This window comes from Serratia sp. TSA_105.2 (assembly GCF_052692115.1).
This window is the reverse complement of record NZ_JBQZFT010000019.1, coordinates 1-22,187: the sequence shown is the minus strand read 5'-3', so window position 1 is coordinate 22,187 and position 22,187 is coordinate 1. Positions and strand designations below refer to the sequence as shown.

Sequence of the window (22,187 nt, the reverse complement as noted above, 5' to 3'; positions counted from 1 at the left end):
TGTTCAGGTCACACGGGTACCTACTGCGGTTGTGGGTACCCAACAGGTTTAACTCCGACAGGAGCCAATCCGTGAAAGACTTATTGAAGTTTCTGAAAGCGCAAACTAAGACCGAAGAGTTTGATGCGATCAAGATTGCTCTGGCCTCGCCAGACATGATCCGTTCGTGGTCGTTCGGTGAAGTTAAGAAGCCGGAAACCATTAACTACCGTACGTTCAAACCAGAGCGTGACGGCCTTTTCTGCGCCCGTATCTTCGGGCCGGTAAAAGATTACGAGTGCCTGTGCGGTAAGTACAAGCGCTTGAAACACCGCGGCGTGATCTGTGAGAAGTGCGGCGTTGAAGTGACCCAGACCAAAGTGCGTCGTGAGCGCATGGGCCACATCGAGCTGGCTTCGCCGACCGCGCACATCTGGTTCCTGAAATCGCTGCCATCCCGCATCGGTTTGCTGCTGGATATGCCGCTGCGTGACATCGAACGCGTACTGTACTTCGAATCCTATGTGGTGGTCGAAGGCGGTATGACCAACCTCGAGCGTCGTCAGATCCTGACCGAAGAGCAGTATCTGGACGCGCTGGAAGAGTTCGGTGACGAATTCGACGCCAAGATGGGTGCGGAAGCCATTCAGGCCCTGTTGAAAAACATGGATCTGGAAGCCGAGTGCGAGCAGTTGCGTGAAGAGCTGAACGAAACCAACTCCGAAACCAAGCGCAAGAAGCTGACCAAGCGTATCAAGCTGCTGGAAGCGTTCGTACAGTCCGGCAACAAGCCGGAGTGGATGATCCTGACCGTGCTGCCGGTACTGCCGCCGGATCTGCGCCCGCTGGTTCCGCTGGATGGCGGTCGTTTCGCGACGTCGGATCTGAACGATCTGTATCGCCGCGTGATCAACCGTAACAACCGTCTGAAACGCCTGCTGGATCTGGCTGCGCCGGACATCATCGTGCGCAACGAAAAGCGTATGCTGCAAGAAGCGGTAGACGCCCTGCTGGATAACGGTCGTCGCGGTCGTGCCATCACCGGTTCCAACAAACGTCCTCTGAAATCTTTGGCCGACATGATCAAAGGTAAGCAGGGTCGTTTCCGTCAGAACCTGCTCGGTAAACGCGTTGACTACTCCGGCCGTTCCGTAATTACCGTAGGTCCATACCTGCGTCTGCATCAGTGCGGTCTGCCTAAAAAGATGGCGCTGGAGCTGTTCAAACCGTTCATCTACGGCAAGTTGGAGCTGCGTGGCCTGGCCACCACCATCAAAGCCGCCAAGAAAATGGTTGAGCGTGAAGAAGCCGTCGTTTGGGATATCCTGGACGAAGTGATCCGCGAACACCCGGTACTGCTGAACCGTGCACCAACCCTGCACCGTTTGGGTATCCAGGCGTTTGAACCGGTTCTGATCGAAGGTAAAGCGATCCAGCTGCACCCGCTGGTTTGTGCGGCCTATAACGCCGACTTCGACGGTGACCAGATGGCTGTTCACGTACCGCTGACGCTGGAAGCCCAGCTGGAAGCGCGTGCGCTGATGATGTCCACCAACAACATCCTGTCCCCAGCGAACGGCGAGCCAATCATCGTTCCTTCTCAGGACGTTGTACTGGGTCTGTACTACATGACCCGCGACTGTGTTAACGCCAAGGGCGAAGGCATGGTGCTGAACGGTTCCAAAGAAGCTGAGCGTGTTTACCGCGCCGGCCTGGCGTCTCTGCATGCGCGCGTTAAAGTGCGTATCACCGAAGACGTCAAGAACGCCGAAGGCGAATGGACTTCTCAGACCAGCATCATCGACACCACCATCGGCCGCGCCATCCTGTGGATGATCGTACCGAAAGGTCTGCCGTACTCGATCGTTAACCAGCCTTTGGGCAAGAAAGCGATCTCCAAGATGCTGAACACCTGTTACCGCATCCTGGGCCTGAAGCCGACCGTTATCTTTGCTGACCAGATCATGTACACCGGTTTTGCTTACGCAGCCCGTTCCGGCGCTTCCGTAGGTATCGACGACATGGTTATCCCGGCCAAGAAAGCGGAGATCATCGAAGAAGCGGAAACCGAAGTTGCCGAGATCCAGGAGCAGTTCCAGTCTGGTCTGGTTACCGCCGGCGAACGCTACAACAAAGTGATCGATATCTGGGCAGCAGCGAACGAACGCGTTGCGAAAGCGATGATGGAAAACCTGTCGGTAGAAGACGTGGTTAACCGTGACGGCGAAGTGGAACAGCAAGTTTCCTTCAACAGCATCTTTATGATGGCCGACTCCGGTGCGCGTGGTTCCGCCGCTCAGATTCGTCAGCTGGCCGGTATGCGTGGTCTGATGGCGAAGCCGGACGGCTCCATCATCGAAACGCCAATCACCGCGAACTTCCGTGAAGGTCTGAACGTACTCCAGTACTTCATCTCCACCCACGGTGCTCGTAAAGGTCTGGCGGATACCGCACTGAAAACCGCGAACTCCGGTTATCTGACCCGTCGTCTGGTTGACGTGGCGCAGGATCTGGTGGTGACCGAAGACGACTGTGGCACTCACGACGGCATCCTGATGACTCCGGTTATCGAAGGTGGCGACGTGAAAGAGCCGCTGCGTGAACGCGTTCTGGGCCGTGTGACGGCAGAAGACGTCCTCAAGCCGGGTACGGCGGACATTCTGGTGCCACGCAACACCCTGCTGAACGAGAAGGCGTGTGACCTGTTGGAAGAGAACTCTGTCGACAGCGTTAAAGTCCGTTCCGTGGTGAGCTGTGAAACCGACTTTGGTGTGTGTGCAAACTGCTACGGTCGCGACCTGGCACGTGGCCACATCATCAACAAAGGTGAAGCCATCGGCGTTATCGCGGCCCAGTCCATCGGTGAGCCGGGTACACAGCTGACGATGCGTACGTTCCACATCGGTGGTGCGGCATCTCGTGCGGCTGCTGAATCCAGCATCCAGGTGAAAAACAAGGGTAGCCTCAAGCTGAGCAACGTGAAGTTCGTTATGAACGCCGCGGGCAAGCTGGTGATCACCTCGCGTAACACCGAACTGAAACTGATCGACGAATTCGGCCGTACCAAAGAAAGCTACAAGGTGCCTTACGGTGCCGTGATGGGCAAAGGCGACGGTGAAGAAGTTAACGGCGGCGAAACCGTCGCTAACTGGGATCCGCACACCATGCCGGTCATCAGTGAAGTCAGCGGCTTCATTCGCTTCGCGGATATGGTTGACGGCCAGACCATTACTCGCCAGACCGACGAACTGACCGGTTTGTCTTCTCTGGTAGTTCTGGACAGCGCAGAGCGTACCGGTAGCGGTAAAGACCTGCGTCCGGCACTGAAAATCGTTGACGCTCAGGGCGAAGACGTATTGATCCCTGGTACTGATATGCCTGCTCAATACTTCCTGCCGGGCAAAGCGATCGTTCAGCTGGAAGACGGCATTCAGATCGGTGCGGGTGATACCCTGGCGCGTATTCCTCAGGAATCCGGCGGTACCAAGGATATTACCGGTGGTCTGCCGCGCGTTGCCGACCTGTTCGAAGCACGTCGTCCGAAAGAGCCGGCAATCCTGGCTGAAATCAGCGGGATTATCTCGTTCGGTAAAGAGACCAAAGGCAAACGTCGCCTGGTGATCTCTCCGCTGGACGGCAGCGACGCTTACGAAGAGATGATTCCGAAATGGCGTCAGCTCAACGTGTTCGAAGGCGAAGTGGTGGAGCGTGGCGACGTCGTTTCCGACGGCCCAGAGTCTCCACACGACATTCTGCGTCTGCGTGGCGTGCATGCGGTTACCCGCTACATCACCAACGAAGTGCAGGAAGTTTACCGTCTGCAAGGCGTTAAGATTAACGATAAGCACATCGAAGTTATCGTTCGTCAGATGCTGCGTAAAGGCACCATCGTTAGCGCTGGTGGCTCCGAGTTCCTGGAAGGCGAGCAGGCTGAAGTGTCTCGCGTCAAGATTGCCAACCGTCAGCTGGAAGCTGAAGGTAAAATCGCGGCAACCTTCTCGCGCGATCTGCTGGGTATCACCAAGGCTTCCTTGGCGACCGAGTCCTTCATCTCCGCTGCATCGTTCCAGGAAACGACGCGCGTTCTGACCGAAGCTGCCGTAGCCGGCAAGCGTGATGAACTGCGTGGCCTGAAAGAGAACGTCATCGTGGGCCGTCTGATCCCAGCCGGTACCGGTTACGCTTATCATCAGGATCGCATGCGTCGTCGTGCTCAGGGTGAAACGCCGGTTGTTCCGCAAGTCAGCGCGGAAGAAGCGACGGCTAACCTGGCCGAGCTGCTCAACGCAGGCCTGGGCGGCAGCGACGACGAGTAATCGTCATCCGCGCCGCGGGCCCGGCATGCCGGGCCCATCGCCAGATAAACCGCTCCCTCGGGAGCGGTTTTTTTTCGCCTCATGCCGGGGCAGAGCAAACTTTGCTACTATGGTTACAGCAGAAATTGACCGGCGCTTTTTACCAGACAACCAAGGACAGTGCGAACATGGACAGCCTCATTACCTTCGAGAAACTGACGGCGCAACACCTGCCTTACCTGTATGAGATCCGCTTTTCCGTTGAAGAAAACCTGCTGCACCCGCATCAGATACAGTATCTGCAGCGCAAACAGGCGCTGGAGGATATCAACCAGGGCGGCGGCTGGATCTGCAAGCACGGCGACGACTATGCCGGCGTTGGTTTCGGGTTATTCATCCCTGAACCGCTGATCGGCGGCCTGTTCGTGAAGCCGGAATACCAGTCGAAGGGGATCGGCTCCGCCTTGCTGGCACGGGTCACTCACTGGATGTTTGAGCGCGGCGCCGAAGCGATCCACTTAACCACCGATTCCGGCTCCAAAGCCGAAGGCTTTTATCAACATCATGGCTGGGTCGTGGTCGGGCAGGATGAGTTTGGCCAGGCTGAACTGGTGAAACGCAAAGAGGGTGAATAATGACAATCAAAGGATTGATGACGTTACTGCTGCTTTCGCTGTTCAGCGCGCCGCTGTATGCGGCCGTTGACTATTTTTACCTGAAACCGCTCGACGGCGAGAAGATCAAGATAACCTGGCAGATGCTGGAGGCGATGCCGCGGCATACGATTAAAACCTCGACCAATTTCACCCCGGAAGATACGTTCACCGGCGTTGAGTTTGCGGAGCTGGTGAAAGCCTATCACCTGAAAGGCCAGTCGGTGCGCGCTTTCGCCTGGGACGATTACTCCTATTCGATGCCGATTGACGAGATGATTAAATACCGCGTGATCGTCGCCTATCAGCGCGGTGGCAAGCCGATCGACGTTGGGGAGCTGGGGCCGTTCGCCATTATTTATCCGCGCGATGGCTACGCCGAGCTGAATAACCTGGATGTGAATGCGAAAACCGTCTGGCAAGTTAAACGGTTGGAGCTGAAATAAGATGAGCAAAAAACTGATCGGTACTCTTATCGCGTTGGTTGCCATCTTCTCCTTATTGATTTTGTTGATTGCCATTAACTTCGGCGGCGTAAAAGAACGCTATAAGCAGATCGAGCCCAATCTGGACAACTACTCGGTGGCCGAGATCCTCTTTCTGGCGTTTGAAAGGACCAAAACCGCGCTGCTGCTCAGTGAAAACAACGACTACGACGCCTTCCAGATCAAAAAGAAAATTTTCTACTCGAAGATTCAGATCCTGGAGAGCCGTTCGACCTTCAGCGACTCTTTTTATTACGACGACGAGTTCATCAAGAATGTTGCGCTGCTGAAGCAGCAGTACCGCACGTTGGACGATCTCTCCGCCGGCTTGCTGGTGGGGCAGAAAAACAAGGCGGACATTCTCTCTTATATGGATGATATCGAGAGCACGCTGGTCGATATCCAGGAAATTATTTATCGAATACAGATTAAAAACTTTACCGAGGTGAAAGGCATCATTCAGGACAACTCGAGTAAAGCCGAGATGTTCGCCCTCTTTTCGCTGATTTTGGTGTTCCTGATGATGTTCCTGGTGCTGAGAAATGCCTTCTCGCTGAAAGAGATCATCAAGAACAAGAACATCTTTATCTCTTCCATCTACCACGAGATCGCCGGCTCGACCCAGGCCATCGTCATTGCCGCAGATATCATGGAACACGAGCTGGCGCAGGAAGAGTTGAAAAAAGAAGCCCGCCTGATCTCCTATCACGGTAATAAGATTGCCGAACAAACGCGCGAGGTGATGGATTATTCTCGGCTTGAGATGGGAGAAGTTAAAATCAATATTTCCACCTTCCGGTTGAATGAGGTGGTGGACGATGCCGTAACCGGCATCGGCGCCGGGCGCGGCAATCGCCTCGTGATTCACCGTTCGTCTTATGCCGGCCTGATTGGTTCTGATAAATACAAGCTCTACCGAATATTGGCCAACCTGCTCAGCAACGCGGACAAATTTACCCACCACGGCGCGATCGCCCTCAATGTGAAGCTGTGCCACGGCAATCTGTATTTTCGGGTGAAAGATACCGGCATCGGGTTTAACGTCGATAACCTGGATCGGTTATATAAGGCATTCAATCAGGGGGTCGAAAGGGAAACGCGGCAGGGGTTGGGGTTGGGGCTGACCATTATCAAAAATTACGTCACGACGATGAAAGGCACCATTAAAGCCAAATCCGTCGAAGGAGTGGGCTCATCGTTTTTGATCCGCATCCCGGTCAAACTAATTAAAGAATAGGTTGGACAGCAGCAGCGAGGAGATAATCAGCGGCTTGGTCGGTTTTTCCACCAGGTGCACGTCATAGTGCAGGATCATATCGCCGATGTTTTTCTCGTAGTGATTCAGCTGGCCGGTCAGAATAATGATGCGGGCGTGCGGATCGAGAGCGTCTTTAATTTTTTTCACGACGCGTTCGGAGGTCTCGCCGAAGTCCAACAGCCAGTCCAGAATAAACGCCTCAAAGGACTGCTGTTCCAGCGCGGCCAGCATGGCGTCCGCCGTCTGAAAGGTCTCAGTCTCGATGCCGTATCGGCTGGCGATCTTCTTCAACAGTTCGAGAATATCGCCGTCATTATCCAGGATCGCGATACGCGGGGCTGGCAGAAAGTCTATCTTGTTGACTTTGTACAGCGGAGCCTCGGCGGCATGTTCCCGATTGGTGTTGATGATGAAAAGATCGTCTTTTTTGTAGGCGTAGGTTTCGTCGCTGTCCGCTTGCGTGACTGGGCACTCGTCGACCTCAATGCTGCAGCGCTTGTGAATGCTGTTCATGATAAAGACGCCGTTATGCGTCCTTTGGCCGGCAAAGGGCTCGTTGAAGTACTGGAAAACCTTTTTGACTTCATCGAGGGTGATGCCCCTTTTGCCATCCAGTTTCTGTTTGGCGCTGTTGTACTGAAGGTTCAGTATGTTGGCCATCGTGGAGGCATGTTTTCTGTCGCCAACTCCTTTCAGAGTGAGCAACGCGCTGATTGCATCGATATAATTTGGCGTTTTCTTCATGACAACCTTGGCTTTTTTGATGTTGACCGCGAGCGCTGAAAAACCTGCGCGAGGACCCGTGCTGGATTATAGATGATGCCCCGGCGGTTGCGGCGATATCAGTTTGATTTTCCTTGGCAAACTCATAACACACTCGATATCAAATAAAAAAACACTCAAAAGACATTCACATTTAATCGTTTGTATGGTTAATTAGCGCACATACTGTGTGATTCGCGTCCTGGGGGGGTGCCAGTCTCACAAAATAAACCGCCTGCTCTTGTCCGTAAGCAGGGAGCAGGCGGCAAAAAGATCCGCGGCCAACACCAGGGCCATTGGCAGCACCGGGGATGACTACTCGAACCTCTCTTCGTCGCTGTACCTTCTTTTTCCCCGTTCCTCACTTTTCTGCCGTAACAGCGCCCTATGAATATCACTCCTGAGTGAATACCGAACGCAACTAGACCATCTTTCTGACTGCCCATTAGCCGACAAGACAACCTGCCCATACACCCTTACAGGCCGTGATACGCGACATGCGCGTTGCCGCGGACGAGGGCCCGGCGTCGCGCAAGAGAATCTCCGACGCGATCCGGGATGGGATAAGGCGGGGCCATCGAGAGGGAGACGGCCCCGGCCGGCACCGGGTTTGGCGGCCGGCAAGGCCACTATAGCCGGAGAGCTTGCCGGCGCCAGCGCCACCGTTCGGCATTGCGTGGCCGCTCCTGCGTTTTCTTCACACGGCGGTAAACGTTGCCGATTATTGCGCGCCGCGTCCCAGATAACCGTCCCAGTCTTTCCACACCGGCTGTAGCCCGGCGTTGCTGATGGCCTCGGCAACCTGTTGCGGCGTGCGGCCGTCGTGCGGTTCGAACTGTTCCAGCTCTGGAGGCACGTCGTCGGCATAGCCGCCGGGCTGCGTCTTGGATCCGGCGCTGACGCTGTTGATCGCCACCGGGATCATATGATCGCGGAAGTGCGGCGACTCACGCGTAGACAGCGACAGCTCAACGTCCGGCGCGAACAGCCGGAAGGCGCAGATCAGCTGCACCAGCTGAGGCTCGCTCATGATCGACGCCGGCTCAATGCCGCCGGCGCAGGGGCGCAGACGCGGGAACGAGATCGAGTAGCGGCTCTGCCAGTAGGTTTGCTGCAGGTAGAACAGATGTTCCGCCAGCAGGTAACAGTCGGTGCGCCAGCTGTTGGACAGGCCGATCAACGCGCCGAGGCCGATCTTGTCGATCCCGGCGCGCCCCAGGCGATCCGGCGTGGCCAGGCGCCAATGGAAATCCTGCTTCTGGCCGCGCAGATGGTGCTGCAGATAGGTGGCCGGATGGTAGGTTTCCTGATACACCAGCACGCCGTCCAGGCCCAGCGTTTTCAGTTCGGCGTACTCGTCCTGCGCCAGCGGCTGCACTTCCATCATCAGCGAGCTGAAGTGGCGGCGGATCGCCGGAATGTGCTGACGGAAATAGTCCATGCCGACCTTGGTCTGATGCTCGCCGGTGACCAGCAACAGGTGTTCGAACCCCAGCGCCTTGATGGCTTCGCACTCGCGTGCGATCTCCGTCGCATCGAGCGTTTTGCGCTTGATGCGGTTGCTCATCGAAAAGCCGCAGTAGGTGCAGTCGTTGGCGCACAGGTTAGAGAGGTACAGCGGCACATAGAAGCTGACGACGTTGCCGAATCGCTGACGGGTCAGCTGCTGCGCGCGCTGCGCCAGCGGTTCCAGATACGGCGCGGCGGCGGGGGAAATCAGCGCCATAAAATCGTCGCGCGTCAGCTTGTCGGCGTTCAACGCGCGTTCTACGTCGCGTGCGGTTTTGCCGTTGATGCGCAGCGTAATGTCGTCCCAGTCCAACTGTTGCCAGCGGCTACTGAAATCGTCGGCCATCACTGTGCCTCCTCTGGCTGGCTGAGGAAGGCGGTCAGCGGGCTGGAGGCGACCGCACCGCGCTGGCTCGAGCCTAATCCGGCGCTGCGCGCCAGTTCCCCGGCCTCCAGTGCCAGGCGAAATGCCCGCGCCATTCCTACCGGATCGCGCGCCACGGCGATGGCGGTATTCACCAGCACCGCGTCGGCACCCAGCTCCATCGCTTCCAGCGCGTGGCTTGGCGCGCCGATGCCGGCGTCGACCACCACCGGCACCTTGGCCTGTTCGATGATGATCTCGAGGAAGTCACGGGTGCGCAGACCGCGGTTGGAGCCGATAGGGGCGCCGAGCGGCATCACCGCCGCGCAACCCACCTCTTCCAGCCGTTTGCACAGCACCGGATCGGCGCCGCAGTAGGGCAGCACCACAAAACCGTCTTTCACCAGCGTTTCCGCCGCCTTCAGCGTTTCTATCGGATCCGGCAGCAGGTATTTCACATCGGGATGGATCTCCAGCTTCACCCAGTGGGTGCCTAGCGCTTCGCGCGCCAGCCGGGCGGCGAACACCGCTTCGGCGGCGGTTTTGGCGCCGGAGGTGTTGGGCAACAGCCTGACGCCCAGCTGCTGCAGCGGCGCCAAAATGGCGTCGTTGCCGCCGCGCAGATCGACGCGCCTCATGGCCATGGTCACCAGCTGTGAGCCGGAGGCCGCCAGCGCCTCCAGCATCAACGCCGGGGTGGCAAACTTGCCGGTGCCGGTGAACAGGCGCGAGGTAAAAGTGGTATCGGCGATTTTCAGCATGTCAGCCTCCGGCGATCGCTTGAAACAGCAAAATGTCGTCACCGTCCTGCACCTGATGGTCGGCCCAGTCGGCGCGCGGGATGATGATTTGGTTGATCGCCAGCGCGGTGCCCGGCTGGTGGCGTTCCAGCTGGGTCAGCAGGGCGGCGACGCTGAGCGGCTGCGCCAGCTCCAGCGGTTGGTCGTTCAGACGGATCTTCATGCCGCGCCTCCGCATACCGGGCAGGTGCGGGCCTGGCTCAGTTGCAGCGTGCTCCAGCTCTGCTGCTTGCCGTCGAACAGCCGCAGTTTACCGCTGAGGGAGGAAGGCATGCCGGCCAGCATTTTGATGGCTTCCAACGCTTGCAGAGTGCCGATCACGCCCACCACCGGGCCGAGCACCCCGGCGGTACGGCAGTTGCGCTGCGGCTCTTCCTGTTCCGGGTACAGGCAGGCGTAGCAGCCGTGCGCATAGGGCGGCTCGAGCACCAGCAGCTGGCCGCTGAAGCCGACCGCGCTGCCGCTGATCAGCGGCTTGGCGGCGGCGATGCAGGCGGCATTGACCTCATGACGGGTCGCCATATTGTCGCAGCAGTCCAGCACCAGATCGGCGCGGGCGACCGCGTCGCGCAGCGCTTGCCCCTGTAGCCGCTGCGCCAGCGGGATGGATTCCACCAACGGGTTCAGCGCCTGCAGGTGGCGTTGCGCCAGCGCCGCCTTGCCGGTGGCGGTATCGGCGCTACGGTAGAGGATTTGCCGCTGCAGGTTGGTGACGTGCAGCTGGTCGTCGTCGGCCAGCAGCAGCGTGCCGACGCCGGCGGCGGCCAGATACAGCGAAGCCGGGGAACCGAGCCCGCCTAAACCGACGATCAGCACCGTGGCGCGCTTCAGTTTCTCCTGGCCTTCCGGGCCAACGTCCTCCAGCAGCAGCTGGCGGCTGTAGCGCAGGAATTCCTGATCGTTAAGCATCGTTCGGATCCTCGCCTTCAATCAGCCGCAGCAGCTCGGCCGTCGCCGCGCGCCAATCCGGCGCCTGGGTGATGGCGCTGACCACCGCCACGCTGCCGACGCCGCACGCCAGCACCGCCGGTACGCGATCGATGCTGATCCCGCCGATCGCCACCGTCGGGTAATCCGCCAAATCGGCGATGTGGCGTTTCAACTCCGTCAGCCCCTGCGGCGCCGAAGGCATGTCTTTGGTTTGGGTGGGGAAGATGTGCCCCAGCGCGATGTAGGAAGGTTTCATCGCCAGCGCGCGCGCCAGTTCCGCGTCGTCATGGGTGGACACGCCCAGCCGCAGCCCGGCGCGGTGAATGGCTGCCAGATCGGTGGTATCGAGATCTTCCTGGCCCAGATGCACGCCGTAAGCGCCGTGTTTGATCGCCAGCCGCCAATAGTCGTTGATGAACAGCCGCGCCTGATAACGCTGGCCCAGCGCGATGGCGGCGGCGATATCCTCTTCGACCTGCTCGTCAGGCAGATCCTTGATGCGCAGCTGGATCGTGGTGACGCCGGCCTCCAGCAGGCGAGCGATCCATTCCACGCTGTCGACGACCGGGTAAAGCCCCAGCTTGTGGGGCGTAGCCGGGAAGGGGGGCGTGATATCAGTCATTGCTTGTCTCCTCTTGCAGGGTGCCGGCGCTGTGATACAGCTCGCTGCCGCGGGCGCGGAACTCGGCGGACATTTTCTCCATGCCGGTCAGCTGCACTTCGATCGGCTTGGCGGCTTCCTGGGCGGCGGCGTAGTCGCGCACCTCCTGCGAAATTTTCATCGAGCAGAACTTCGGCCCGCACATCGAGCAGAAGTGGGCGACCTTGCCGGATTCCTGCGGCAGGGTTTCGTCGTGATAGGCGCGCGCGGTGGCCGGATCGAGCGCCAGATTGAACTGATCTTCCCAGCGGAATTCGAAACGCGCCTTGGACATGGCGTTATCGCGGATCTGCGCGCCCGGATGGCCTTTGGCCAGATCGGCGGCGTGAGCGGCGATCTTGTAGGTGATCAGGCCCTGTTTGACGTCCTCTTTGTTCGGCAGGCCGAGGTGCTCTTTCGGCGTGACGTAACACAGCATGGCGCAGCCGAACCAGCCAATCATTGCCGCGCCGATGCCGGAGGTGAAATGGTCATAGCCCGGGGCGATATCGGTGGTCAGCGGGCCGAGGGTGTAGAACGGCGCTTCGTGGCAGTGTTCCAGCTCTTCGGTCATGTTGCGGCGGATCATCTGCATCGGCACGTGGCCCGGGCCTTCGATCATCACCTGCACGTCGTATTCCCAGGCGATCTTGGTCAGCTCGCCCAGCGTATGCAGCTCGGCGAACTGGGCTTCGTCGTTGGCGTCCTGAATCGAGCCGGGGCGCAGGCCGTCGCCGAGCGACAGCGAAACGTCATAGGCGGCGCAGATCTCGCAGATTTCACGGAAATGCTGATAGAGGAAGTTTTCCTGATGGTGCGACAGACACCATTTGGCCATGATCGAGCCACCGCGCGATACGATGCCGGTCAGGCGTTTGGCGGTCATCGGCACGTAGCGCAGCAGCACGCCGGCGTGGATGGTGAAGTAGTCGACCCCTTGCTCCGCCTGTTCCAGCAGCGTATCGCGGAACATCGCCCAGGTGAGGTTTTCCGCCACGCCGTTGACCTTCTCCAGTGCCTGGTAGATCGGCACGGTGCCGATGGGCACCGGGCTGTTGCGCAGGATCCACTCGCGGGTTTCGTGAATATAGCGGCCGGTGGAGAGATCCATCACGGTGTCCGCGCCCCAGCGGGTGGACCACACCAGCTTCTCCACCTCTTCTTCGATCGACGACGTGACCGCCGAGTTGCCGATATTGGCGTTCACCTTTACCAGGAAATTGCGGCCGATGATCATCGGCTCCGCCTCCGGATGGTTGATGTTGGCGGGAATGATGGCGCGGCCAGCGGCCACTTCCTGACGCACGAACTCCGGCGTGATGTTGTCCGGTAGGTTAGCGCCCCAGCTCTGGCCCGGGTGCTGGTGGCGCAGCACCTCGCCGCGAATGCGCTCGCGCCCCATGTTTTCACGGATGGCGATGAACTCCATCTCCGGGGTGACGATACCGGCGCGGGCATAGTGCAGCTGGGTCACGCGCTTGCCCGGCAGCGCCTTGCGCGGCAGCGGCAGATGTTCGAAGCGCAGGTGATCCAGCCCCTCGTCCGCCAGCCGCTGTTGGGTGAAGCCGGAGCTGGCGCCGCTGAGGGTGGCGGTATCGCCGCGTGCGTCGATCCAGCCGGCGCGCAGCTTGGCCAGGCCGGCGTGCACGTCGAGCTCGGCCTGCGGATCGCCGTAGGGGCCGGCGGTGTCATACACCGGGATCGCCTCGTTGGGTTCATACTGTGGGTTGTCTTTGCTGCCGCCGAGCAGGGTCGGGCTGAGCTGAATTTCGCGCATCGGCACCTGGATATCGCTGCGCGAGCCTTGCAGATAGATGCGGCGTGAGTTCGGGAAAGCCATGCCTTGCAGGGTGTCGATAAACTGCTGGGCGGCTTCGCGTTGCGCTTTACGGGCGCGCGGTGGATTAACGTTAGACATAGCAAGTTCCTACCAGTGTGTTGGGTTGGGAAAGTTGCTTGTCTGGAGCTCGGAGGGAGTAATGATGGTGGCCGATAAGGCAGGGCGCCCGCAAGGGGAAGGCCGTGCCTGTGGCGATAGATTACTCTTGTTCCCTTCGCGGGTATTAACCCGATCAGGTTCCGCGGATCCCGAATTAACGGTCTCAGCCTGGCTGATTCGATGAACAAATCAGGCGCTAGGCACTCCGACAAGATGCCCCCCAGTATAGGAGGGATAAGAAAAAAAACTATAAAATTTTAACGCGCCGGATCCAGCGTCTGGTCCGGCAGCGGTTGCTGCGCGGCCTCCGCCTCCAGCTGGATCAGCTTATCTTCCAGCGCAAAGCGCGCCGCCAGCGTTTCGCCGATATCCGACAGGGCCTGGTGGAATTCCAGACAAACCTCCTGATCGATATCCACTTCGGTATAGCGATCGTGGAACGCCATGATCTGTTCGGTATTGGCCCACAGCTTGGGGTAGATGTTCACCGCCAGCGACATTTTCGGACTGGCTGCGCCTTCCACTTGTTTGATAATTCTGTCATAGATATGAAAATGCCCTGCGGAGAGGTAATCCACCAGGTTGTGGCAAAAGTTCTCCAGCGCTTTTTCATTCAGCGGCGTATGCTTTTCTTTATTCGGTTTGAGGCCTACCAGCGTGCAGTAGGCAACCAGCAACTGTTTGCGGGCCTGAAGCCATTGATCAACTAATTCATTACTACCGCCAACGCGCTGAGTCAGCCTTTCCAAACGGTTGAGCATGTTTGACTCCGTGTAAGTAATAAAAGTAACCGGTAAGTTATTAAAATGTAACAAAGCCGATTCGTAGAGTGCCAGTGAAGCTGAGGTTGTGCAACAACGATATGGAACTTGCATTAACGGGCAATGAAAACGGCTGGTGGATTGTCAGCCATGAAAGCAAACTTTGGTTACCGAACGGTGAATTGCCGTCGGGGACTGCCGCCGCTCTTGGGCTGCGGGGCCACATGGCGCGCACCATCGGTGAATGGGAGGGCGCGCCGGTCTGGCTGGTGCGCCAGGCGATGCCGCGGGAGATGGGCTCGGTGCGTCAGCTGTTGGATCAGGATCGCGGTCTGTTCCAGCTTGCCGGGCGCGGCGTGCAGCTGGCGGATTTCTACCGTTCCCACCGCTACTGCGGCTACTGCGGCCATGAAATGCACCTCAGCCGCACCGAAAGCGCCTGCCTGTGCGGCCACTGCAAAGAGCGGTACTACCCGCAGATTGCACCCTGCGTGATCGTCGCCATTCGGCGCGAGGATCAGATCCTGCTGGCGCAACACGTGCGTCATCGTGGTGGCATCCACACGGTGCTGGCCGGCTTCGTCGAAGTGGGCGAAACGCTGGAGCAGGCGGTGGCGCGCGAAGTGATGGAAGAGAGCAATATCGAAATCAAAAACCTGCGCTACGTCACTTCACAACCCTGGCCGTTCCCGCACTCGCTGATGATGGCCTTTATGGCCGATTACCATCAGGGTGAGATTCGTCACGATCCCAAGGAGCTGCTCAACGCCGGCTGGTATCGCTACGACCAATTGCCGCTGTTGCCGCCGCCCGGCACCGTGGCGCGCCGGTTGATTGAGGACACCGTGGCGCTGTGCCGGGCAGAATAATGTACAATGGCCGGCAGATTATTAAGGGAGCCCCATAAATGACTGAGTTGAAGAACGATCGCTACCTGCGCGCGCTGTTGCGCCAGCCGGTGGATGTGACCCCCGTATGGATGATGCGCCAGGCCGGTCGTTATTTACCGGAGTACAAGGCGACCCGCGCCCAGGCCGGTGATTTCATGTCGCTGTGCAAGAACGCGGAGCTGGCCTGCGAGGTCACGCTGCAGCCGCTGCGCCGCTATGCGCTGGACGCCGCCATCCTGTTCTCCGACATTCTCACCATTCCCGACGCCATGGGGCTCGGCCTGTACTTTGAAGCCGGCGAAGGCCCGCGTTTCAGCTCTCCCGTTACCTGCCGCGCCGACGTCGATAAGCTGCCGGTGTTCGATCCGGAAGTGGAGCTGGGCTATGTGATGAACGCGGTGCGCACCATTCGCCGCGAGCTGAAGGGCGAAGTGCCGCTGATCGGCTTCTCCGGCAGCCCGTGGACGCTGGCGACTTATATGGTCGAAGGCGGCAGCAGCAAGGCCTTCACCAAGCTGAAGAAGATGATGTATGCCGAACCGGCCACGCTGCACCTGTTGCTGGACAAGCTGGCGGACAGCGTGATCCTGTACCTCAATGCCCAGATTAAAGCCGGCGCGCAGTCGGTGATGGTGTTCGACACCTGGGGCGGCGTACTGACCGGGCGCGATTACCGCGAGTTCTCTTTGCACTACATGCACAAGATCGTCGACGGGCTGCTGCGTGAAAACGACGGCCGCCGCGTGCCGGTGACGCTGTTCACCAAAGGCGGCGGGCAGTGGCTGGAGGCGATGGCCGCCACCGGCTGCGATGCGCTGGGGCTGGATTGGACCACCGACATCGCCGACGCGCGTCGGCGCGTGGGCGACAAAGTGGCGCTGCAGGGCAATATGGATCCGTCGATGCTGTATGCCTCCCCGGCGCGCATCGCAGAAGAAGTGGAGACCATTCTGGCCGGTTTCGGCCACGGCAACGGCCATGTGTTCAACCTGGGCCACGGCATCCATCAGGATGTGCCGCCGGAGCACGCCGGCGCCTTCGTCGAGGCGGTACACACGCACTCGGCGAAATACCACCGTTAAGGATCCGATGTGACCGATATGGCGGCCCTGCGCGCCGAACAGCTGCGGCGCGCGGCTGAAGTCATTCGCTACGACGATCTGCCGGCCGAACCGCCGGCCTTCATCGCCGGCGCCGACGTGGGCTTCGAACAAGAAGGGGCGGTGACGCGCGCCGCCATCGCCATCCTGCGCTATCCGTCGCTGGAGCTGGTGGAGTATCAGGTGGCGCGCATCGCCACCGTCATGCCCTACATCCCGGGCTTCCTGTCGTTTCGCGAATACCCGGCGCTGTTGGCCGCCTGGGCGCAGCTGCAGCAGAAACCGGGGCTGATCTTCGTCGATGGGCACGGCATTTCGCATCCGCGGCGTCTCGGCGTCGCCAGCCATTTCGGCCTGCTGGTCGATGTGCCGACCATCGGCGTGGCCAAGAAGCGCCTGTGCGGCAAATTTGCGCCGCTGGAGGCTGCCGTCGGCGCGCTGGCACCGTTGGAAGATAAGGGTGAACAGCTGGGTTGGGTGTGGCGCAGCAAGGCGCGTTGCAACCCGCTGTTCATCTCTACCGGCCATCGCGTGAGCGCCGACAGCGCGCTGGCGTGGGTGCAACGCTGCATGGCGGGCTACCGTTTACCGGAGCCGACTCGCTGGGCCGACGCCATTGCGTCGCGGCGCCCAGCGTTTCAGCGTTGGTTGCAGCAGCATCCGGAGGTGTCGCCATGAGCGATTTCGGGTACACTGCGCCGCAGATAACGCGTAAGAGAGTAAAGCATGCTACGTAACCCGATTCATTTACGTCTGGAACGGCACGAGGCTTGGCAACATTTGACCTTTATGGCCAGTTTGTGCGAGCGTATGTACCCGAATTACCAGATGTTCTGCAAACAGACCGAGTTCGGCGATCCGGCGGTTTATCGCCGCATTCTGGATTTGGTGTGGGAAACGCTGGTGGTGAAGGACGCCAAGGTCAACTTCGACAGCCAGCTCGAGAAGTTGGAAGAGGCGATTCCGTCGGCGGAAGATTACGATCTTTACGGCGTTTACCCGGCAATTGATGCCTGTATCGCATTAGGGGAACTGATCCATTCGCGGCTCGGCGGGGAGACGCTGGAGCACGCCATCGCCATCAGCGAAACATCGATTCGCACCGTGGCGATGTTGGAAATGACTCAAGCCGGTAAGGAAATGACCGACGAAGAGTTGGGAAGTTTGCCTGCGGTAGAGGAAGAATGGGACATTCAATGGGAAATTTTCCGCCTGTTGGACGCCTGTGAAGAGCGCGATATAGACCTGATCAAGGGGCTGCGATCCGACCTGCGAGAGGCGGGTGTCAGCAACATCGGGATAAATTTAGCGCAATAAGGCAACAAAACGTGATTTAACGCCTGATTTGTCATGCCTTAAGGCTTCACATCCGCACCCTGTCTGGTCTACATTTGGGGGGCGTAAAAAAAGTGGCTATCGGTGCGTGTATGCAGGAGAGTGCTGTCAATCGGCATATCCGTCGCACTCGATGCTTTGCAAACGATAAACACACTGTAAGGATAACTTATGAACAAGACTCAACTGATTGATGTAATCGCGGACAAGGCTGACCTTTCCAAAGCACAAGCTAAACTGGCTCTGGAATCCACCCTGGCTGCTATTACTGAGTCTCTGAAAGAAGGTGATGCAGTACAATTGGTTGGCTTCGGTACTTTCAAAGTAAACCATCGTAGCGAGCGCACTGGCCGCAACCCACAGACTGGCAAAGAAATCAAAATCGCAGCAGCCAACGTGCCTGCGTTCGTTTCTGGCAAAGCACTGAAAGACGCTGTTAAATAAGACCGCGCCTCGGTGAAAAGATTAAACAGAGGGGCGATGGCGCCCCTTTTGTTTACTCGTCGGGTGCTCATGGCCGCCGGCATCGCCCTCGGTCTGAGCGCCTGCAGTTTCCATTCCGATATTCCCAGCTTTACCGCCAGCGGCTTTGTGGCCGATCAGGGCGTGATACGCCTGTGGCGTAAAGACGATGAGCAACATCGCCCGCAGGTGCTGGTCAGCGTCTATAGCCCCTACCGGGGGCCGGGTACCATCACCACGCTGTACACCTATCAGGGCGACGTGCTGCGCCAAATCAAACGTAACGACGCCGACGGCGATCGGGACTCTATTCAACTGCGCTTTGCCGATGACGGCACGGTGAGCTTTATGCAGCGCCAGCTGGCGACACGCCGCGAACCGCTGACCAGCGATGAAATCGCCCTGTACCAATATCAGGCGCGGCGGATCCTCGAAGTGAGCAATGCACTGCGCGCCGGCAAGGTCAAATTGCTGCAGGGGCGTTGGATGCAGGGCGAGGTGCAAACCTGCGACGGCCAACGCATGAAACCGGGGCTGGACGCCGCCTCCATCGTCTGGATCGAGAAGCGTGCCCGCAGCAGCAGCCGGCCGGTGAGCGTCGCCTGGCTGGAAGCGCCCGAAGGCAGCGAACTGCTGCTGGTAGCGAACGACGACTTCTGCAGCTGGGAGCCGAAAGAAGACCAGCTATAAAAAAGGCCCCGCGCTGCGGAGCCTCTCGTCATGACCTTATACGGTCAAATCACTTGCCGCGCGCAATCGCGCGATAACCGATGTCTTTGCGACAGAAGCTGCCCGGCCACTCAATGCCTTCGGCCAGCTGGTAGGCGCGTTGCTGCGCCTGCGCCACGGTGTCGCCCAGCGCGGTTACGCACAGCACGCGGCCGCCGCTGGTGACGACGTCATTGCCCTGCAGGCGTGTACCGGCATGGAAGACCTTGCCGTCGGCGCTTTCCTGCTGCGGCAATCCCTGGATCACCTCGCCGTTGCGATAGTCGCCCGGATAACCGCCGGCCGCCAGCACCACGCCGAGCGCAGGGCGTTCGTCCCAGTCAGAGCTCTTCTCGTTCAGGCGGCCTTCGGCACCCGCCAGGCACAGCTCCACCAGATCGGAACGCAGGCGCAGCATGATGGGCTGGGTTTCGGGATCGCCAAAACGGCAGTTGAATTCGATAACCTTCGGCTGGCCGTCGGCGGCGATCATCAGGCCGGCGTACAGGAAGCCGACGTAGGTGTTGCCTTCCGCCGCCATGCCCCGTACCGTCGGCCAGATCACCTGATCCATGGCGCGCTGGTGGATTTCATCGGTTACGACCGGCGCCGGGGAGTAGGCCCCCATGCCGCCGGTATTCGGGCCGGTGTCGCCGTCGCCGACGCGCTTGTGGTCCTGGCTGGTGGCCATCGGCACCACGTTATCGCCGTCGACCATCACGATGAAGCTGGCTTCTTCGCCGTCGAGGAACTCTTCCACCACGATGCGATGACCGGCGTCGCCGAACGCGTTGCCGGCCAGCATGTCACGCACGGCTTCTTCCGCTTCCTGCAGCGTCATCGCGACGATCACGCCTTTACCGGCCGCCAGGCCATCGGCCTTGATGACGATCGGTGCGCCTTTGCGGCGCACATAGGCCAGTGCCGGCTCTACCTCGGTGAAGTTTTCATATTCGGCGGTCGGGATGCGGTGGCGCGCCAGGAAATCCTTGGTGAAGGCTTTGGAGCCTTCGAGTTGCGCGGCGGCCTGCGACGGGCCGAAGATTTTCAGGCCGGCGGCCTGGAAGGCGTCGACCACGCCGATCACCAGCGGCGCTTCCGGCCCGACGATGGTCAGACCGATGTCATGGCTCTGGGCGAAAGCGACCAGGGCAGGGATGTCGGTGGCGGCGATCGCTACGTTTTCCAGATTGGCTTCCAGCGCGGTGCCGGCATTGCCCGGCGCAACGTAGACTTTGTCCGCCAGCGGAGACTGGGCGGCTTTCCAGGCCAGCGCGTGTTCGCGCCCGCCGTTGCCGATAATCAAAATGTTCATCAGGGGCTCCACGAATGGCGTGCGCCGGAGCGCACGCGGCAAAAGGAATTAATGGCGGAAGTGACGCATGTCGGTAAAGATCATGGCGATGCCGTGTTCGTTGGCGGCGGCGATCACTTCGTCGTCGCGGATAGAGCCGCCCGGCTGGATCACGCAGGTGATGCCGACCGCCGCCGCGGCATCGATGCCGTCGCGGAACGGGAAGAAGGCGTCGGAGGCCATGGCGGACCCTTTCACTTCCAGCCCTTCGTCGCCTGCTTTGATGCCGGCGATCTTGGCGGAGTAAACGCGGCTCATCTGGCCGGCACCTATGCCGATGGTCATGTTGTCACGTGCATAAACGATGGCGTTGGATTTCACGAACTTGGCCACTTTCCAGCAGAACAGCGCGTCGCGCAGTTCCTGCTCGGTCGGCTGGCGCTCGGATACCACACGCAGATCGGCGGCGGTCACCATGCCCAGATCGCGATCCTGCACCAGCAGGCCGCCGTTGACGCGCTTGAAGTCCAGTCCCGCTTCGCGTTGCTGCCACTGGCCGCAGGCCAGCACGCGCACGTTCTGTTTGGCGGCCAGCAGGGAGCGCGCTTCCTGGGTGACGTTTGGCGCGATGATCACTTCCACGAATTGGCGGCTGATGATCGCCTGCGCGGTGGCGGCATCCAGCTCGCGGTTAAAGGCAATGATGCCGCCGAAGGCGGAGGTCGGGTCGGTTTGGTAAGCGCGCTCGTAGGCGGCCAGGATGTCGTCGCCGATCGCCACGCCGCAAGGGTTGGCGTGTTTGACGATCACGCAGGCCGGTTCGGCGAACTCTTTCACGCATTCCAGCGCAGCGTCGGTATCAGCGATGTTGTTATACGACAGCGCCTTGCCCTGCAGCTGCTCGGCGGTCGCGACGGACGCTTCCTTTACCTCTTCTTCTATATAGAAGGCGGCCTGCTGGTGGCTGTTCTCACCGTAGCGCATATCCTGCTTCTTGATGTAGTTGAGGTTCAGGGTACGCGGGAAGCGGCCGGACGGCTGTTCGGTCTCGCCGTGGTACGCCGGCACCAGCGCGCCGAAGTAGTTGGCGATCATGCTGTCGTAGGCGGCGGTGTGCTCGAAGGCCTTGATGGCGAGATCGAAGCGGGTGGCATAGCGCAGCGAGCCGTCGTTGTTGTCCATCTCGGTAATGATGGCGGCGTAGTCGCTGCTCTTCACTACGATGGCGACGTCTTTATGGTTCTTGGCGGCGGAGCGCACCATGGTCGGGCCGCCGATATCGATATTCTCGACCGCGTCTTCCAGCGAACAATCCGGGCGCGCCACGGTTTGGGCGAATGGGTACAGATTGACGACCACCATGTCGATAGGCTTGATGTCATGCTGATTCATGACGGCGTCGTCCTGGCCGCGGCGGCCGAGGATACCGCCGTGAACTTTCGGGTGCAGGGTCTTAACTCGTCCGTCCATCATTTCCGGGAAGCCGGTGTAGTCGGAAACTTCGGTAACGGGCAGGCCGGCGTCTGCCAGCAAGCGGGCGGTGCCGCCGGTGGAGAGCAGTTCAACGCCGCGCTGGGAAAGCGCTTCGGCGAATTCAACGATACCGGCTTTGTCAGACACGCTGAGCAGGGCCCGGCGGATTGGACGAGGTTGTTGCATGGTTTTATCCCTTGGCTTTGAGTCGCAATTAAAGAGCGTTACGTGAATGTCCACCTCGTTCCCTCTATAAGGAAGGGTTTTTGCCTTATAAAGGGAGGTGCAGGCACATATTCAGGTAACGCCCCCATAAAAAGGGGGATCGTTTCGTCGCGGGGAATTGTAGCGAAAACGTTTGCGTGGCGCTCGTAAATTTTCCGTACAAATCGCATCTGTGGATAACGCTGTGTGCAAGTGGGTATAAGGCGGGGTTTTGCTGTGGAATGCAGCGAACGATCGTTTTTGCTGAAAATACCTGTTGCGGCCTGCGTGGAACTCCCTATAATGCGCCTCCATCGACACGGAACATGTGAACAACTTCACAGAG

The 22,187-nt window shown here is 59.4% G+C and carries 20 protein-coding genes and 1 riboswitch; of the genes, 10 read left to right on the top strand and 10 right to left on the bottom strand.

Annotated features, from left to right (window positions below; translation table 11 throughout):
- Positions 1 to 71: 71 nt before the first annotated feature.
- From rpoC to ACUTSC_RS24565, 4 genes are all read left to right on the top strand, one after another.
- A complete protein-coding gene (rpoC, locus tag ACUTSC_RS24580; protein ID WP_197768922.1) occupies positions 72 to 4,295 on the top strand; it encodes a DNA-directed RNA polymerase subunit beta' in 4,224 nt (1,407 codons plus the stop codon).
- A gap of 167 nt (positions 4,296 to 4,462) precedes the next feature.
- A complete protein-coding gene (locus ACUTSC_RS24575; RefSeq protein WP_197768923.1) occupies positions 4,463 to 4,909 on the top strand; it encodes a GNAT family N-acetyltransferase in 447 nt (148 codons plus the stop codon).
- A complete protein-coding gene (locus ACUTSC_RS24570; protein WP_197768924.1) occupies positions 4,909 to 5,373 on the top strand; it encodes an oxidoreductase in 465 nt (154 codons plus the stop codon). The genes ACUTSC_RS24575 and ACUTSC_RS24570 overlap by 1 nt, the downstream gene beginning before the upstream one ends.
- Before the next feature lies 1 nt (position 5,374).
- Positions 5,375 to 6,649 (top strand): sensor histidine kinase, encoded by a 1,275-nt coding sequence (locus tag ACUTSC_RS24565; RefSeq protein WP_445653590.1) that lies wholly within the window; start codon positions 5,375 to 5,377, stop codon positions 6,647 to 6,649.
- Here the strand turns inward: ACUTSC_RS24565 and ACUTSC_RS24560 are convergent.
- The 8 genes from ACUTSC_RS24560 to ACUTSC_RS24525 form a co-directional block, all read right to left on the bottom strand.
- Positions 6,635 to 7,330, bottom strand: a complete 696-nt coding sequence (locus tag ACUTSC_RS24560; RefSeq protein ID WP_443003669.1) for a response regulator — start codon at positions 7,328 to 7,330, stop codon at positions 6,635 to 6,637. The genes ACUTSC_RS24565 and ACUTSC_RS24560 overlap by 15 nt on opposite strands.
- Before the next feature lie 823 nt (positions 7,331 to 8,153).
- The gene (gene thiH, locus ACUTSC_RS24555; RefSeq protein ID WP_197768927.1) at positions 8,154 to 9,287 is read right to left on the bottom strand and encodes a 2-iminoacetate synthase ThiH; all 1,134 of its coding nucleotides are present in this window, start codon (positions 9,285 to 9,287) and stop codon (positions 8,154 to 8,156) included.
- Positions 9,287 to 10,066: a thiazole synthase gene (locus tag ACUTSC_RS24550; protein ID WP_197768928.1), complete on the bottom strand. Its 780-nt coding sequence runs from the start codon at positions 10,064 to 10,066 to the stop codon at positions 9,287 to 9,289. The genes thiH and ACUTSC_RS24550 overlap by 1 nt, the downstream gene beginning before the upstream one ends.
- A 1-nt stretch (position 10,067) precedes the next feature.
- Positions 10,068 to 10,268 carry a sulfur carrier protein ThiS gene (gene thiS / locus ACUTSC_RS24545; RefSeq protein WP_141971597.1) on the bottom strand — a complete coding sequence of 67 codons (201 nt, stop codon included), beginning with the start codon at positions 10,266 to 10,268 and terminating at the stop codon, positions 10,068 to 10,070.
- Positions 10,265 to 11,014, bottom strand: a complete 750-nt coding sequence (locus tag ACUTSC_RS24540; protein ID WP_063991778.1) for a HesA/MoeB/ThiF family protein — start codon at positions 11,012 to 11,014, stop codon at positions 10,265 to 10,267. Before ACUTSC_RS24540 ends, thiS begins: the two co-directional genes overlap by 4 nt.
- A complete protein-coding gene (gene thiE / locus ACUTSC_RS24535) occupies positions 11,007 to 11,657 on the bottom strand; it encodes a thiamine phosphate synthase (protein WP_445653589.1) in 651 nt (216 codons plus the stop codon). Before thiE ends, ACUTSC_RS24540 begins: the two co-directional genes overlap by 8 nt.
- Positions 11,650 to 13,593: a phosphomethylpyrimidine synthase ThiC gene (gene thiC, locus ACUTSC_RS24530; protein ID WP_197768930.1), complete on the bottom strand. Its 1,944-nt coding sequence runs from the start codon at positions 13,591 to 13,593 to the stop codon at positions 11,650 to 11,652. Before thiC ends, thiE begins: the two co-directional genes overlap by 8 nt.
- Positions 13,594 to 13,707: 114 nt before the next feature.
- Positions 13,708 to 13,832, bottom strand: a riboswitch (TPP riboswitch).
- A 39-nt stretch (positions 13,833 to 13,871) separates the two neighbouring features.
- The gene (locus ACUTSC_RS24525) at positions 13,872 to 14,375 is read right to left on the bottom strand and encodes an Rsd/AlgQ family anti-sigma factor (protein WP_016929420.1); all 504 of its coding nucleotides are present in this window, start codon (positions 14,373 to 14,375) and stop codon (positions 13,872 to 13,874) included.
- Positions 14,376 to 14,476: 101 nt separating this feature from the next.
- Between ACUTSC_RS24525 and nudC the strand changes: the two genes are divergently transcribed.
- The 6 genes from nudC to ACUTSC_RS24495 all read left to right on the top strand — a co-directional run bounded on the left by nudC (position 14,477) and on the right by ACUTSC_RS24495 (position 18,852).
- Complete coding sequence (gene nudC, locus ACUTSC_RS24520) at positions 14,477 to 15,244, top strand: NAD(+) diphosphatase (protein WP_197768931.1); 768 nt, start codon at positions 14,477 to 14,479, stop codon at positions 15,242 to 15,244.
- 38 nt (positions 15,245 to 15,282) lie between these two features.
- On the top strand, positions 15,283 to 16,347 hold the full coding sequence (gene hemE, locus ACUTSC_RS24515) for a uroporphyrinogen decarboxylase (RefSeq protein ID WP_123893157.1): 1,065 nt from the start codon (positions 15,283 to 15,285) through the stop codon (positions 16,345 to 16,347).
- Between the two features lie 9 nt (positions 16,348 to 16,356).
- Positions 16,357 to 17,043, top strand: coding sequence for a deoxyribonuclease V (gene nfi / locus ACUTSC_RS24510; protein ID WP_197768932.1), 687 nt, complete (start codon positions 16,357 to 16,359; stop codon positions 17,041 to 17,043).
- 48 nt (positions 17,044 to 17,091) lie between these two features.
- Complete coding sequence (locus tag ACUTSC_RS24505) at positions 17,092 to 17,682, top strand: YjaG family protein (protein ID WP_025304951.1); 591 nt, start codon at positions 17,092 to 17,094, stop codon at positions 17,680 to 17,682.
- A 189-nt stretch (positions 17,683 to 17,871) separates the two neighbouring features.
- Positions 17,872 to 18,144: a nucleoid-associated protein HU-alpha gene (gene hupA / locus ACUTSC_RS24500; RefSeq protein WP_004929874.1), complete on the top strand. Its 273-nt coding sequence runs from the start codon at positions 17,872 to 17,874 to the stop codon at positions 18,142 to 18,144.
- 36 nt (positions 18,145 to 18,180) lie between these two features.
- A complete protein-coding gene (locus ACUTSC_RS24495; RefSeq protein ID WP_080473446.1) occupies positions 18,181 to 18,852 on the top strand; it encodes a DUF1481 domain-containing protein in 672 nt (223 codons plus the stop codon).
- Positions 18,853 to 18,901: 49 nt separating this feature from the next.
- Here the strand turns inward: ACUTSC_RS24495 and purD are convergent, their stop codons facing one another.
- Both purD and purH read right to left on the bottom strand, forming a co-directional pair.
- Positions 18,902 to 20,185: a phosphoribosylamine--glycine ligase gene (purD, locus tag ACUTSC_RS24490; RefSeq protein WP_197768933.1), complete on the bottom strand. Its 1,284-nt coding sequence runs from the start codon at positions 20,183 to 20,185 to the stop codon at positions 18,902 to 18,904.
- Positions 20,186 to 20,233: 48 nt separating this feature from the next.
- Positions 20,234 to 21,823 (bottom strand): bifunctional phosphoribosylaminoimidazolecarboxamide formyltransferase/IMP cyclohydrolase, encoded by a 1,590-nt coding sequence (gene purH / locus ACUTSC_RS24485; RefSeq protein WP_197768934.1) that lies wholly within the window; start codon positions 21,821 to 21,823, stop codon positions 20,234 to 20,236.
- Between the last annotated feature and the right edge of the window lie 364 nt (positions 21,824 to 22,187).

Bases quoted from the DNA above. Each gene is read 5' to 3' on its own strand.
- ACUTSC_RS24575 (WP_197768923.1), top strand. From the start codon at position 4,463: ATGGACAGCCTCATTACCTTCGAGAAACTGACGGCGCAACACCTGCCT.
- ACUTSC_RS24570 (WP_197768924.1), top strand. From the start codon at position 4,909: ATGACAATCAAAGGATTGATGACGTTACTGCTGCTTTCGCTGTTCAGC.
- ACUTSC_RS24565 (WP_445653590.1), top strand. From the start codon at position 5,375: ATGAGCAAAAAACTGATCGGTACTCTTATCGCGTTGGTTGCCATCTTC.
- ACUTSC_RS24560 (WP_443003669.1), bottom strand. From the start codon at position 7,330: ATGGCCAACATACTGAACCTTCAGTACAACAGCGCCAAACAGAAACTG.
- thiH (WP_197768927.1), bottom strand. From the start codon at position 9,287: ATGGCCGACGATTTCAGTAGCCGCTGGCAACAGTTGGACTGGGACGAC.
- ACUTSC_RS24550 (WP_197768928.1), bottom strand. From the start codon at position 10,066: ATGCTGAAAATCGCCGATACCACTTTTACCTCGCGCCTGTTCACCGGC.
- thiS (WP_141971597.1), bottom strand. From the start codon at position 10,268: ATGAAGATCCGTCTGAACGACCAACCGCTGGAGCTGGCGCAGCCGCTC.
- ACUTSC_RS24540 (WP_063991778.1), bottom strand. From the start codon at position 11,014: ATGCTTAACGATCAGGAATTCCTGCGCTACAGCCGCCAGCTGCTGCTG.
- thiE (WP_445653589.1), bottom strand. From the start codon at position 11,657: ATGACTGATATCACGCCCCCCTTCCCGGCTACGCCCCACAAGCTGGGG.
- thiC (WP_197768930.1), bottom strand. From the start codon at position 13,593: ATGTCTAACGTTAATCCACCGCGCGCCCGTAAAGCGCAACGCGAAGCC.
- ACUTSC_RS24525 (WP_016929420.1), bottom strand. From the start codon at position 14,375: ATGCTCAACCGTTTGGAAAGGCTGACTCAGCGCGTTGGCGGTAGTAAT.
- nudC (WP_197768931.1), top strand. From the start codon at position 14,477: ATGGAACTTGCATTAACGGGCAATGAAAACGGCTGGTGGATTGTCAGC.
- hemE (WP_123893157.1), top strand. From the start codon at position 15,283: ATGACTGAGTTGAAGAACGATCGCTACCTGCGCGCGCTGTTGCGCCAG.
- ACUTSC_RS24505 (WP_025304951.1), top strand. From the start codon at position 17,092: ATGCTACGTAACCCGATTCATTTACGTCTGGAACGGCACGAGGCTTGG.
- hupA (WP_004929874.1), top strand. From the start codon at position 17,872: ATGAACAAGACTCAACTGATTGATGTAATCGCGGACAAGGCTGACCTT.
- ACUTSC_RS24495 (WP_080473446.1), top strand. From the start codon at position 18,181: ATGGCGCCCCTTTTGTTTACTCGTCGGGTGCTCATGGCCGCCGGCATC.
- purD (WP_197768933.1), bottom strand. From the start codon at position 20,185: ATGAACATTTTGATTATCGGCAACGGCGGGCGCGAACACGCGCTGGCC.
- purH (WP_197768934.1), bottom strand. From the start codon at position 21,823: ATGCAACAACCTCGTCCAATCCGCCGGGCCCTGCTCAGCGTGTCTGAC.